Annotated in this window: 11 protein-coding genes; 8 read left to right on the top strand and 3 right to left on the bottom strand. The window is 59.8% G+C overall.

Annotated elements, in window-relative coordinates:
- The first annotated feature begins 302 nt into the window (after window positions 1-302).
- The 7 genes from prfB (at window position 303) to AC3WP4_RS18555 (ending at window position 7,211) form a co-directional block, all read left to right on the top strand.
- Window positions 303-1,398, top strand: a protein-coding gene (prfB, locus tag AC3WP4_RS18525) for a peptide chain release factor 2 (protein WP_102615600.1) whose coding sequence is annotated in 2 segments (ribosomal slippage) — window positions 303-374 and window positions 376-1,398 — 1,095 coding nt in all. Because the reading frame shifts where the segments join, the coding sequence is not laid out codon by codon here.
- A 71-nt stretch (window positions 1,399-1,469) separates the two neighbouring features.
- Entirely contained in the window at window positions 1,470-2,972 is a 1,503-nt protein-coding gene (lysS, locus tag AC3WP4_RS18530) for a lysine--tRNA ligase (RefSeq protein WP_074879805.1), read from the top strand.
- Between the two features lie 102 nt (window positions 2,973-3,074).
- A complete protein-coding gene (locus tag AC3WP4_RS18535) occupies window positions 3,075-3,791 on the top strand; it encodes a TetR/AcrR family transcriptional regulator (protein WP_074879802.1) in 717 nt (238 codons plus the stop codon).
- Between the two features lie 163 nt (window positions 3,792-3,954).
- Complete coding sequence (locus tag AC3WP4_RS18540) at window positions 3,955-4,509, top strand: hypothetical protein (RefSeq protein WP_074879799.1); 555 nt, start codon at window positions 3,955-3,957, stop codon at window positions 4,507-4,509.
- Window positions 4,510-4,546: 37 nt separating this feature from the next.
- The gene (locus AC3WP4_RS18545; protein WP_074879795.1) at window positions 4,547-5,824 is read left to right on the top strand and encodes a flavohemoglobin expression-modulating QEGLA motif protein; all 1,278 of its coding nucleotides are present in this window, start codon (window positions 4,547-4,549) and stop codon (window positions 5,822-5,824) included.
- A gap of 146 nt (window positions 5,825-5,970) precedes the next feature.
- Entirely contained in the window at window positions 5,971-6,885 is a 915-nt protein-coding gene (locus tag AC3WP4_RS18550; RefSeq protein WP_102615599.1) for an alpha/beta hydrolase, read from the top strand.
- Window positions 6,882-7,211 carry a PA3694 family proteiin gene (locus AC3WP4_RS18555; protein WP_074879789.1) on the top strand — a complete coding sequence of 110 codons (330 nt, stop codon included), beginning with the start codon at window positions 6,882-6,884 and terminating at the stop codon, window positions 7,209-7,211. The genes AC3WP4_RS18550 and AC3WP4_RS18555 overlap by 4 nt, the downstream gene beginning before the upstream one ends.
- Window positions 7,212-7,287: 76 nt before the next feature.
- On the opposite strand, the gene lptF is transcribed toward AC3WP4_RS18555, so the two are convergent.
- The 3 genes from lptF to AC3WP4_RS18570 all read right to left on the bottom strand — a co-directional run bounded on the left by lptF (window position 7,288) and on the right by AC3WP4_RS18570 (window position 9,154).
- Window positions 7,288-8,079 carry a lipotoxin F family OmpA-related lipoprotein LptF gene (lptF, locus tag AC3WP4_RS18560; RefSeq protein ID WP_102615598.1) on the bottom strand — a complete coding sequence of 264 codons (792 nt, stop codon included), beginning with the start codon at window positions 8,077-8,079 and terminating at the stop codon, window positions 7,288-7,290.
- A gap of 45 nt (window positions 8,080-8,124) precedes the next feature.
- On the bottom strand, window positions 8,125-8,538 hold the full coding sequence (locus AC3WP4_RS18565) for a DUF4398 domain-containing protein (protein WP_074879783.1): 414 nt from the start codon (window positions 8,536-8,538) through the stop codon (window positions 8,125-8,127).
- A 271-nt stretch (window positions 8,539-8,809) separates the two neighbouring features.
- Window positions 8,810-9,154, bottom strand: coding sequence for a pilin assembly protein (locus AC3WP4_RS18570; RefSeq protein ID WP_076029900.1), 345 nt, complete (start codon window positions 9,152-9,154; stop codon window positions 8,810-8,812).
- A 1,098-nt stretch (window positions 9,155-10,252) separates the two neighbouring features.
- On the opposite strand from AC3WP4_RS18570, the gene ppc reads away from it, so the two are divergent.
- The gene (gene ppc, locus AC3WP4_RS18575; RefSeq protein WP_074879778.1) at window positions 10,253-12,883 is read left to right on the top strand and encodes a phosphoenolpyruvate carboxylase; all 2,631 of its coding nucleotides are present in this window, start codon (window positions 10,253-10,255) and stop codon (window positions 12,881-12,883) included.
- Window positions 12,884-12,978: the final 95 nt, after the last annotated feature.

The following is a 12,978-nucleotide window of genomic DNA, read 5'->3' on the forward strand; positions in this document are numbered from 1 at the left end:
AACCACCTCACGCCGTAGCACCGTAGCTGCTGTCGAGCCCCGCGAGGCTGCGTTCGGTGCGGGCCGCGTTCGGACGCAGCCGTCGTAAAACCAGGCAACGCGATCTTCCAGACAAACCGCGTGCGCAGGACTGGCGAGGACTTCGTCCTCGAACGCGGCCTCGCGGGGCTCGACCGCTGCTACAAGTGTTCGCCGTTTAGCCAAAACCATTCGCCCCTAAAGCCGCCAGGCGGGCTGCCGTGACAGCCTGATTACGTTATACTCGCCGGCTTTCAAAAGTTCGCCAACGAGTGCTGCCCGCCATGGAAATCAACCCGATCCTTAACAGTATCAAGGACCTGTCCGAGCGCTCCGAAACTATTCGGGGGTATCTTTGACTACGATCAAAAGCATGAGCGTCTGACTGAAGTCAATCGCGAGCTTGAAGATCCGTCTGTCTGGAACAACCCGACGTACGCTCAGGAGCTGGGCCGCGAGCGGTCGCTGCTGGCTCAGATCGTCGAAACCCTCGACGAAATGCACACAGGCCTGGCCGATGCCAAAGACCTGCTGCTGATGTCCGCCGAAGAAGAAGACCAGGCCGCCGTCGATGACGTCGCTGCCGAAGTCGAGCGCCTGCGCGAATCCCTGGAAAAACTCGAATTCCGTCGCATGTTCAGCGGTGAGATGGACGCCAACAACGCTTACCTGGACATCCAGGCCGGCTCTGGCGGTACCGAGGCTCAGGACTGGGCCAACATCCTGCTGCGCATGTACCTGCGCTGGGCCGACAAACGCGGTTTCGACGCGACCATCATGGAACTGTCGGCCGGTGAAGTCGCCGGTATCAAAGGCGCTACCGTGCACATCAAGGGCGAATACGCCTTTGGCTGGTTGCGTACCGAAATCGGCGTGCACCGCCTGGTGCGCAAGAGCCCGTACGATTCCGGCAACCGTCGCCACACCTCGTTCTCGGCCGTGTTCGTGTCGCCGGAAATCGATGACAACATCGAAATCGACATCAACCCGTCGGACCTGCGCATCGATACCTATCGCTCCTCCGGTGCCGGTGGTCAGCACGTAAACACCACCGACTCGGCCGTGCGTATTACGCACGTACCGTCCAACACCGTGGTCAGCTGCCAGAACGAACGCTCCCAGCACGCCAACAAAGACACCGCGATGAAAATGTTGCGGGCGCGCTTGTACGAGCAGGAAGTACAGAAACGCAATGCCGCCTCCCAGGCCCTGGAAGACACCAAGTCGGACATCGGCTGGGGTCACCAGATCCGCTCGTATGTACTCGATGCGTCGCGAATCAAGGATTTGCGCACTAACATCGAACGCAGCGACTGCGACAAGGTGCTCGACGGCGATATCGACGAATACCTGGTGGCCAGCCTGAAACAAGGCTTGTAAACCGCCAGTCAAGACCTTAAGTCCCCTGCCACCCGCGGGGGCAACGAACCTGTGATGGAATTTTTAAAGACATGAGCGACCTAGAACTCGACCCGCAAGCCCTGCAACAGGAAGAAAACTCCCTGATCGCCCTGCGCAAGGAAAAGCTGGCTGCCGAGCGCGCCAAGGGCAATGCCTTCCCGAACGACTTCCGCCGCGACAACTACTGCGAAGACTTGCAGAAACAGTACGCGGACAAGACCAAGGAAGAGCTGGCAGAGGCTGCGATCCCGGTCAAGGTTGCCGGTCGCATCATGCTCAACCGTGGCTCGTTCATGGTGATCCAGGACATGACCGGTCGCATTCAGGTCTACGTCAACCGTAAAACCCTGTCCGAAGAAACCCTGGCCTCGGTGAAAACCTGGGACATGGGCGACATCATCGCAGCTGTTGGCACCCTGGCGCGTTCCGGCAAGGGCGACCTGTACGTCGAAATGACTGAAGTGCGCCTGCTGACCAAATCCCTGCGCCCGCTGCCGGACAAGCACCACGGCCTGACCGACACCGAGCAGCGCTATCGCCAGCGTTACGTTGACCTGATCGTCAACGAAGAAGTGCGCCAGACCTTCCGCGTACGTTCGCAGGTGATTGCGCACATCCGCAGTTTCCTGATGCAGCGCGACTTCCTGGAAGTGGAAACGCCGATGCTGCAAACCATTCCGGGTGGCGCGGCAGCCAAGCCGTTCGAGACTCACCACAACGCGCTGGACCTGGAAATGTTCCTGCGTATCGCGCCTGAGCTGTACCTCAAGCGTCTGGTGGTCGGTGGTTTTGAAAAGGTCTTCGAGATCAACCGCAACTTCCGTAACGAAGGCGTTTCGACTCGTCACAACCCTGAATTCACCATGTTGGAGTTCTATCAGGCTTACGCCGACTACGAAGACAACATGGACCTGACCGAAGAACTGTTCCGCGAACTGGCGCAGCTGGTTCTGGGCAGCACCGACGTGCCGTACGGCGACAAGGTGTTCCACTTCGGCGAACCGTTCGTGCGTCTGTCGGTGTTCGACTCGATCCTCAAGTACAACCCTGAGCTGACCGCTGACGACCTGACTGATATCGAGAAGGCCCGCGCCATCGCCAAGAAGGCCGGCGCCAAGGTGCTGGGCTTCGAAGGTCTGGGCAAATTGCAGGTGATGATTTTCGAAGAACTGGTCGAGCACAAGCTGGAGCAGCCGCACTTCATTACTCAATACCCGTTCGAAGTGTCGCCGCTGGCCCGTCGTAACGACGACAACCCGAACGTCACCGACCGTTTCGAACTGTTCATCGGTGGCCGCGAAATCGCCAACGCCTACTCCGAGTTGAACGACGCGGAAGACCAGGCCGAGCGCTTCATGGCGCAGGTGGCTGACAAGGACGCCGGCGACGACGAGGCCATGCACTACGACGCCGACTTCGTTCGCGCGCTGGAGTACGGCATGCCGCCAACGGCCGGTGAAGGTATCGGCATCGACCGTCTGGTGATGCTGCTGACCAACTCCCCGTCGATCCGCGACGTGATCCTGTTCCCGCACATGCGGCCACAAGCGTAAGTGTTTCGATAAAAAAGCCGCCTAAAACAGGCGGCTTTTTATTGCCTGTCTGGTACAAACGTATCAATTGGTTACTTTTCAAGTAAGAGAGGAATACCTGTCGTGAACCGTGCAATTGCTCAAGAGGGTGCAGCGGACGTCGCCACTGCGGTCGCTGAAAGTGTTCAGTACCAGGGTCGCAAGGCCAGCCGACAGGGCAGTGAACAGCGTCGACAGGACATTCTCGATGCGGCGATGCGCATTGTCGTGCGCGATGGCGTACGGGCCGTGCGTCACCGCGCGGTGGCCGCCGAGGCCGGTGTGCCGCTGTCGGCCACCACTTACTATTTCAAGGACATCGATGACCTGCTCACCGATACCTTTGCCCAATACGTGGAACGCAGCGCGGCGTTCATGGCCAAGTTGTGGACCAGCAACGAAGGCCTGCTGCGCGAGATGGTTGCTTATGGCGATGGCAGCCCCGAGTCGCGTTCGCAGCTGGCCGACGATATCGCGCGACTGACCGCCGATTATGTGCAGCGTCAGTTGCACACCCGTCGCGAACACTTGATGGCCGAACAGGCGTTCCGTCAGGAAGCCCTGTTGAACCCGCGTCTGGCGGAGTTGGTGCGCTCGCATCAGCAAATTCTTCTGCAAGGCACCTGCCATTTTTTCGAGGTGTTGGGTTCCCGCGAACCACAACAGGATGCCAAAGTGTTGACGGCGATTATCGGACGGATGGAATATCAGGGCCTGCTCAACGACGCCGAGCCTGTCGCCGAAGCCGAAATGCTCGGCATCCTGACCCGCTACATGCATTTGGTATTGGCGTCGGTGTAACCCCAGTGGGCGCCACACCTCCTGTGGGAGTGAGCCTGCTCGCGATAGCGGTTTAACATTCAACATTGATGTTGGCTGACACACCGCTATCGCGAGCAGGCTCGCTCCCACAGGGGGAGTTGGTGTTCACTTGAGGTCCGCGTGTATTCAAAGGGAGTGTTGAATGAAAGCCTGGCGTGTCGTTGTGATCGCCTTGTCGTTCCTGCTGCTCAGCGGCTGTCTGGTGACCTTCAAGGAGCCGCTGCCCTCGAGCGAGCCCGCGCCTGAAGGGTTGCTCGGCAAATGGACCAGCACCAACGCCTGGGGCGAGCCGATGAATCTGGAACTGACACGCCTGGGCGACAATCACTATCAGGCCGTCAGCTACTTCAAGACCAAACCCAAGGAGCGCGAAGCCTATCCCTTCACGGTGACCCGCCATGGCAGTCGCTGGTACTTGTCGGCCAAAGTACCGGCGCAGTTCGGTGGGCATTTCACTATCGCCGGTTTTGAACTCACCGATAAGCATGAGCTGGTGGTCTATAACCTCGACCTCGAGCAGATCAACCAGGCCCTGAGGCAAAAAATCCTCAACGGCGAAGGCTTCCAGACCGACGACGGCGACGGCGTATTGATCAACAACACGCTGGACCAGGTCTTCGCCTACCTCGACGACCCGGCCAATTCCGATGTGTTCGTCGAGGCCGTGCGCTATCAGCGCCTGGCCAAAGCCAAATAAACCCAGCACGTAAACGGTTTTTCTACAGGAGTTTCGGGTGGACGATTACCAGCAGTCGATACGCATTTTGTCCGATCGCATTGTGCTGGCGCAGACGCCGATTCGCGTCCTGGATGCGGTGAAGTGGGACGACAACATCCGCAAGGGTTTCCTCAAGGCCAAGGGCAAGGAAATGCCGGCGGTGGACCGCGATTACTACCTGAACCGGCCGCTGGCGTTCGACTCCAGCAAGGTGAAGCTGGAATTCCAGAACATCGAACGCGACATCACCCGACAGCTTGGTCAGTTCAACCCGGTCGGCCAGATCATGCGCCGCATGTGCAAGGAATACCGCATGGTGGTGCGCATGCTCGAAGCGCGCGGCACCGAGGATTTCGGGCTGATTTCACAGGAGCTTTACGGTGCCGCTTCCGACGCGTTCCACGCCGGTGATCCGACCCTTTCCGACCTGGGCCTGATGCTCTCGGATTACCTGAACAATATCGATGGCCGTGGCGACCTGAAGGACGAACCGAAACTCCTCACCGCCAAGGAAGCTGTCCACCTGCTGCAAACCCGCTTGAACAAGGTGTTCGGCGAGGCCGAGGAAACCATTCGCGTATTCGAGTCCGACGGAATCGTCGCCGATGCGGCGGCTGGCGCCGACTACATCAAGATCCGCGCCGACGCGATGTTCAACGACCGTGACGTGCGCGCCCTGGAAGTCCACGAAGGGCTGGTGCATGTGGGAACCACGCTCAATGGTCTGAACCAGCCGATCTGCACCTTCCTCTCCAAAGGTCCGCCGTCGTCGACGGTGACTCAGGAAGGCCTGGCGATCCTGATGGAAATCATCACCTTCGCCTCGTACCCGAGTCGCCTGCGCAAACTGACTAACCGCACCCGCGCCATTCACATGGTGGAAGAGGGCGCGGACTTCCTGCAGATCTTCGAATTCTTCCGTGAGCAAGGCTTTGAGATGGCTGAAAGCTACGGCAATGCCAGTCGGGTGTTCCGTGGCTCGGTGCCGACAGGTCTGCCATTTACCAAAGACTTGTCCTACCTCAAGGGCTTCATCATGGTTTACAACTACATTCAGTTGGCCGTGCGTAAAGGCAAGCTTGAGCAGATACCGCTGCTGTTTTGCGGCAAGACCACGCTGGAAGACATGCGGACCTTGCGCCAGTTGGTGGATGAAGGGCTGGTGGTGCCACCCAAATATTTGCCGGATCAGTTCCGTGACCTGAACGCGTTGTCGGCGTGGATGTGCTTCTCCAACTTCCTCAATCACCTGAGCCTAGACCGGATCGAAGCGGATTACTCCAACATTTTGTGAACAATGAGATCCCTGTGGGAGCCGAGCTTGCTCGCGATAGCGGTCTAACATTCAACACTTCTGTTGTCTGACACGCCGCCATCGCGAGCAAGCTCGGCTCCCACAGGTACTGTGTTCAGTCTCCAATTTTTGCGAGGTTTCATCGGATGAGAATCCTCGGTTTCTTCTGCCTTCTCCTGACCTTGAGCGGCTGCAGTTCGCTGTTGTTCTACCCTGAGCCCGGCCAGCTGTTTACCCCGGAAAAAGCCAAACTCGAATACCGCGACGTCACCCTGACCACCGCCGATGGCCTCAAGCTGCACGGCTGGTGGTTGCCGGCCAAACAAGGTGTCGAGGTCAAAGGCACGGTGCTGCATTTGCACGGTAACGGTGGCAACCTGCCCATGCACCTTGGGGGCAGTTGGTGGTTGCCGGCGGAAGGTTATCAAGTGCTGCTGGTGGACTATCGCGGTTACGGGCTGTCTGAAGGCGAACCGAGTTTGCCGGCGATCTATCAGGACATCGACGCCGCGTTCAAATGGCTCGACCATGCGCCGGAGGTCAAAGGCAAGCCGCTGATCCTTCTGGGCCAGAGCCTGGGTGGTTCGATGGCCGTTCACTATCTCGTTCAACACCCCGAGCGACAGAAGCAACTCAAGGCCTTCGTGCTTGACGGCGTGCCCGCCAGTTATCGCAGTGTCGGTCGCTTTGCGTTGAGCAATTCATGGGTTTTCTGGACGTTCCAGGTCCCGCTGTCCTGGCTGGTGCCGGACGGCGACAGCGCGATCAACTCCATGGCGCAGCTCAATGGCGTGCCGAAACTGATCTACCACAGCATCGACGATCCGATCGTGCCCCTTTCCAACGGCATCCGTCTGTATCAAGCTGCGCCGCCGCCGCGAGTGCTGCAACTGACCCGTGGCGGTCATGTGCAGACGTTCGCCGACCCGGTCTGGCGCAAAGTCATGCTGCGTTATCTCGACGACCCGCAGCATTTCAACGGTCTGCGCCGCCTGGGCGAAGTGCCGAATTACCCGGCACCGAACAATTCTGACGATGAACCACCAGAGAGTCCGCAATGAGTGAAGAACGTAACGCCATCCCGCTGATCATCACCGGTATCTGCAGCATCCTCGGCACCGTCGGAGCCCTGTGGTTCTACGGCTACTTGCACTTCGCCAAACCCGAAGATGCACTGCTGCTCAGCGATTTCACCATGCTCAAGACGGTGCCGGGCGAAGACTACAAAGTCTCCCTGGAACCGGCCGCGCAAGTCGCGCAGTGCATCGACGGCGTGCTGGTGATGTTCGACACCGAACAGAAAGGCCTGAGCGGTGTGTTGATCAACAACAAGAAAAAAGCGGTGCGCTGCATGGGTGAGGAAACCCCGCAGAAGCTGCAACCGTAACGCTCCTTTTGATCTTAAAAACAAAAGCCCCGCCTGATCAGATCAGGCGGGGCTTTTGTGTTTTAGCAGGCGAAGCTTAGTTCGAGCTGACAGCCGAACGCGGGATCACTGGCTGGTTGTCGTTGGAAATGGTCACTTCCACCCGACGATTCATCGCACGGCCCGAGACGCTGCTGTTCTCGGCCACCGGGTATTCCTTACCGTAACCCTGCGCCACGATACGCGCCGGATCAACGCCCATTTTCACCAGCGCCATGCGCACGGAACCGGCACGACGCTCGGACAGCGACTGGTTGTGGTTGGCGGCGCCCGTGCTGTCGGTGTAGCCCTCAACGATCACTTTGCGATCAGGGTTTTCCGAGAGGAACTGCGCCAGTTTGTTGATATTCACCAGACCGCTGGACTTCAGGTCAGCCCTGTCAGTGGCAAACAACACATCACCGAACGTTACCAAGGTGCCGCGATCGGTCTGCTTGGCGTTCAGGCTGTCCTGCAATTGCTTGATTTGCGCATCGCGGGCATCCAGACGAGCCTGGGCACGTTGCGCGGAAGCATTTTTCAGATTGGCTTCGGCGGTGCGCAGGGCGATGGTCTGCTTCGCCACTTCCACACGTTGATTGGTCAGGTAAGCCAGTTGATCGACCTTGGCCTGGTCTTGTTTGTCCTGGTAAGCCTTGTCGGCCTTGTCCAGGTAATCGCTGGCTTCTTTGGTTTCCAGTGCCGCCACTTTGCTGGCTTGCGGGTTGGTCTGCAGGCCGGTGTAGTTGCTGCGGGCCTGTTCCAGGTTCGCGTTCGGCGGCGTGGAGCAGGCGGCCAGTGCAACACTTGCAGCCAGCAGGGCAGGGATCATCAATTGTTTACGGGTCATGGTTTCGTCCTTTTAATCGAGTAAGAAGTGCGTCGTGCCGGCCGTTTATTGAACGGTGCGCTGGCTTTCCTGACGCAGTTCTTGAACACCTTTCTGAGAGTCCTTCACAGCCTGTTCAGCTTTGATCGCCTGGGCTTTGCGCTCAGCCACGCGAGCGTCCCACTCGGCCTGTTCGGCCAGGACTTTGGCTTCGTCATACTTTTTGTCGTGCATGGCGATTTCGGCTTGTTTGAGCTTGTCCTGTGCGGACTTCATTTCCACTGCCGCGAATTCTGTACCGCCGGCACTGACGGCGCTGTTGACTGCCGATTCCGTCACGGCGAATTGCTCGCTTGGCGGGTTACCGGCACAACCGGCCAGAACGAGGCTGCTGCCGATGGCCAGTGCTGCCAGTTTCAGGCTGCGCAGAGGGGGGAACGAGGATTTGGCAATTCGGGTTTTCATAGTCTTCAACTCCATTGGAATAACTCCTGAGAAACTTAAAAATCCATCCTGGGTATGGAGCCGCAACCTTCAATTTCCGGGGGTGTTTTGAAACGGCCGTCCCAGGCGTGGTTAATGGGTGTGACCCGAGGGGTTTTTCGAAAGTTCAGAGAATATGGCTCATTGCCCAAAAAAATTGACCGGGTGGACAAGGCTCTAAACCGGGAGTTCTTGCCGCAAGTAGCCGTATTCCGGGCCCTGTAGGGGGCAGGAATACGCATTTTGGAGGGGGAAAGAAGTGCGGTAATCAGTGTTTCTGTTTGTCGTCGACGGCCGACAAATCATGCAAATGACGACGGGACAATGCGAGAAAGCGCGGAGTCGGGCCAATGTCTTCGTACAGCGGGTCACCTTCTTCGTCGGTGGCCACGACGGTTGAGCCCTTCACGTACGGGAAGCTTTTTTCGAGTTCTTCCAGGGCGGCGCCGATCAGTTCGCCGAGCAGTTCTTCGGGCTGCCGTTTGGGATACATCTCGATAATGGCCGCCAACCGAGCGGCGGCCTCCACATCCAGATGAATCGAGTATCCGGTGTCGGTCAGGCGACCTTTGGCGTTTTCTTCCCAATGTTGGGCAAGCTCGCGGATTTTCATAGTGACCTCAATGCGCACCTGCTCGTGGCAGGCAGTGTCAGTGTCCGGCCATTGCCGGTGGCAGCCGTTGTACGGCTTATTCTTCAGACTAGCTTTAACGCTCAGGGTTTAAAGTCCCTTCGTCGTCTTATGGCGTTGGGAGGCATGGGAGGCATGGGGGGCATGGGGTTCATTGGGGAATTGGGTGTATATCCGTTTTTGGGGTGATGGCTGATTACGGTTTCGCTTTTACAGCGAGTCACTTGGAAGAGCCCCAAGTAACCAAGGGCTCTTGCCCCTGTCGTTCGGTGCCTCGCTAAGGCTCGCCATGCCCTCGCTCCGGTCCTGCTCCGTGGGCCCGCCGCCATCGGCCATCCATGGCCGGGGGCGGCTAACCCGGCATCCATGCCGGGTTGCCCACTGCGCAGAACCTCCACTCGGCCTCCCGAGGGGGCGTGCACCGCAAAAGCAAAGCAAGGCGGCCTACCGGCCGGCCTGTTTCCTCAACGCTTGCACGTATTGATCGTTCCCATGCTCCGCGTGGGAATGCCGCCGGGGACGCTCCGCGTTCCGCTGTCGACGCAAGGCTCGAGTCTTGCGCAGGGGTGACGCGGAGCGTCACGGGATGCATTCCCACGCAGAGCGTGGGAACGATCAGTTGGGTGTCGGGAGCTGTTGATCTGGCTCTGGCTCTGGCTTTTGATCTTGATCTGCCTGCCCCTTTCCCAGAGGCCGAACGCAGGCGTTGCGCAGGGGGCACCGCGGCAAGGATGCCGCGGTAGCCGCCCCCGGCCATGGATGGCCGATGGCGGCGGGCCCCCGGAGCAATGCCGGAGTGAGGGCATGCCGAGCCTAGGCGAGGCACCGAATGGCGGGGCAGGAGCCCTTGGTTACTTGGGGCTTCTCCAAGTGACTCGCTGTAAAAGCGAAACCGCCAGCAGCCGTTACCGCAGAAACGGATATGCCCCCAGCAATCCCAATCCCCACCCACAACCCCAAACTTTCTCAGGCGAACAGCATTCCCATTCTCGTCCGCTTGTAAGAACCGCTTTACAGCGGCACTCTCTAACCCAAGAGCATGGACCTCAAGTCACCCGGATTTTCGCTGGAGAACTGCTGATGACCGATATTGATGCACGCTTGCGCGAGGATGTTCACCTGTTGGGTGAGCTGTTGGGCAACACCATTCGTGAACAGTACGGGGACGGTTTTCTCGACAAGATCGAGCAGATCCGCAAAGGCGCCAAGGCCGACCGTCGCGGTTCGATGGACGCTGAACTGAGCGCCAGCCTCAACCAATTGAGCGAAGCAGAGTTGCTGCCGGTGGCGCGAGCGTTCAACCAGTTTCTCAACCTGGCCAATATCGCCGAGCAATATCAGCTGATTCACCGTCGCGAAGAGTCACAACCTGCGCCGTTCGAAGCGCGGGTACTGCCAGAACTGCTCGCCCGCCTGAGTGCTGAAGGCCATGGCGCCGACTCCCTGGCCCGGCAACTGGGACGGCTGGAGATCGAGTTGGTCCTCACCGCGCACCCGACCGAAGTCGCGCGCCGCACGCTGATCCAGAAGTACGACGCGATTGCCGCGCAACTGGCCGCCCAGGACCATCGCGACCTGACCACTGCCGAACGCGAGCAGATCCATACGAAGTTGCAGCGCCTGATCGCCGAAGCCTGGCACACCGAAGAAATCCGCCGCACTCGCCCAACCCCAGTGGATGAAGCCAAGTGGGGCTTCGCGGTGATCGAGCATTCGCTGTGGCAGGCGATCCCCAATTATTTGCGCAAGGCCGATAAAGCCCTGCATGACGCCACGGGCCTGCACCTCCCACTGGAGGCAGCGCCGATTCGCTTTGCCTCGTGGATGGGCGGCGACCGCGATGGCAACCCCAACGTGACCGCCGCCGTGACCCGTGAAGTCTTGCTGCTGGCGCGCTGGATGGCCGCCGACTTGTACCTGCGCGATGTCGATCATCTGGCGGCCGAGTTGTCGATGCAGCAGGCCAGCGACGACTTGAAGGCCAAGGCCGGGGACAGCGCCGAACCTTACCGTGCGGTGCTTAAACAGCTGCGTGAACGCCTGCGCGCGACGCGTAACTGGGCTCACGCCTCCTTGACTAAGACCACGCCGGCACCTGCCGATGTGTTGCAAAACAACCGCGAGCTGCTTGATCCGCTGGAGTTGTGCTACCACTCGCTGCATGAGTGCGGCATGAGCGTGATCGCTGATGGGCCGTTGCTCGATTGCCTGCGCCGGGCGGTGACGTTCGGGTTGTTCCTGGTGCGGCTCGATGTGCGCCAGGACTCGACGCGACATACCGCGGCGATGACCGAGATCACCGACTACTTGGGCCTGGGGCGCTACGAGGACTGGAGCGAGGAAGAGCGCATCGCTTTCTTGATGCGCGAGCTGAATAACCGCCGACCGTTACTGCCGGCGTACTTCAAGCCATCGGCCGACACTGCCGAAGTGTTGGCGACCTGCCGGGAAATCGCTGCTGCACCGAGTGCTTCGCTCGGTTCGTATGTGATTTCCATGGCCGGCGCCGCTTCCGATGTGCTGGCCGTGCAACTGCTGCTCAAAGAGTCGGGCGTATTGCGGCCGATGCGCGTGGTGCCGTTGTTCGAGACCCTTGCCGACCTCGACAACGCCGGCCCGGTGATCGAACAGCTGTTGCTGCTGCCCGGTTATCGCTCGCGCCTGCAAGGGCCGCAGGAAGTGATGATTGGCTACTCGGACTCGGCCAAGGACGCCGGCACGACGGCGGCGGCCTGGGCGCAGTATCGGGCGCAGGAGCGCTTGGTCGACATCTGCCGCGAGCAGCAAGTGGAACTGCTGTTGTTCCACGGTCGCGGTGGCACCGTGGGGCGCGGCGGCGGTCCGGCACACGCGGCGATTCTGTCGCAGCCGCCGGGTTCGGTGGCGGGGCGTTTCCGCACCACCGAGCAGGGGGAAATGATTCGTTTCAAATTTGGCCTGCCGGACATCGCCGAGCAGAACCTCAATCTGTACCTGGCAGCGGTACTGGAAGCGACTTTGCTGCCGCCGCCACCACCAGAGCCTGCCTGGCGCAATCTGATGGACGAATTGGCCGCTGACGGTGTCAGCGCTTATCGCGCCGTGGTGCGGGAAAATCCACAGTTCGTTGAGTATTTCCGCCAGTCCACTCCGGAGCAGGAACTGGGGCGCTTGCCGCTGGGCAGTCGCCCGGCCAAGCGCCGCGCCGGCGGGATTGAAAGCCTGCGGGCGATCCCGTGGATCTTCGGCTGGACCCAGACGCGCCTGATGTTACCGGCCTGGCTCGGCTGGGAAGCAGCGCTGAGCAAGGCGCTGGAGCGTGGCGAAGGCGAGCTGCTGGGGCAGATGCGCGAGCAGTGGCCGTTCTTCCGTACGCGCATCGATATGCTGGAAATGGTGTTGGCCAAGGCCGATGCCGATATCGCCCGGTCTTACGATGAGCGTTTGGTCGAGCCGGATCTGCTCCCTTTGGGTGCGCATTTACGCGACCTATTGTCGCAGGCCTGCTCGGTGGTCCTGGGGCTGACCGGTCAGTCGCAGCTACTGGCACATAGCCCAGCCACACTTGAATTCATCCGCTTGCGCAACACTTACCTCGACCCGCTTCATCTATTGCAGGCTGAGTTGTTGGCGCGTTCGCGACAACAGGAAGTGGCGCAGGGCAGCCCGGTGGAACAGGCGCTGCTGGTGTCTGTGGCGGGGATTGCCGCCGGTTTGCGTAATACCGGCTAAGGTTTTCGTCGTGGGTCAAGGCACTCGGCGCGAGCGTCGAGTTGCCGGTGGGCTGGGGGTTGAAAAGTGCTGCCAGGCGACAGTTAGTGATGGGG

The sequence above is a fragment of the Pseudomonas sp. FW305-20 genome (assembly GCF_058788075.1).

Bases quoted from the DNA above. Each gene is read 5' to 3' on its own strand.
- lysS (WP_074879805.1), top strand. From the start codon at position 1,470: ATGAGCGACCTAGAACTCGACCCGCAAGCCCTGCAACAGGAAGAAAAC.
- AC3WP4_RS18540 (WP_074879799.1), top strand. From the start codon at position 3,955: ATGAAAGCCTGGCGTGTCGTTGTGATCGCCTTGTCGTTCCTGCTGCTC.
- AC3WP4_RS18550 (WP_102615599.1), top strand. From the start codon at position 5,971: ATGAGAATCCTCGGTTTCTTCTGCCTTCTCCTGACCTTGAGCGGCTGC.
- AC3WP4_RS18555 (WP_074879789.1), top strand. From the start codon at position 6,882: ATGAGTGAAGAACGTAACGCCATCCCGCTGATCATCACCGGTATCTGC.
- lptF (WP_102615598.1), bottom strand. From the start codon at position 8,079: ATGACCCGTAAACAATTGATGATCCCTGCCCTGCTGGCTGCAAGTGTT.
- AC3WP4_RS18565 (WP_074879783.1), bottom strand. From the start codon at position 8,538: ATGGAGTTGAAGACTATGAAAACCCGAATTGCCAAATCCTCGTTCCCC.
- AC3WP4_RS18570 (WP_076029900.1), bottom strand. From the start codon at position 9,154: ATGAAAATCCGCGAGCTTGCCCAACATTGGGAAGAAAACGCCAAAGGT.
- ppc (WP_074879778.1), top strand. From the start codon at position 10,253: ATGACCGATATTGATGCACGCTTGCGCGAGGATGTTCACCTGTTGGGT.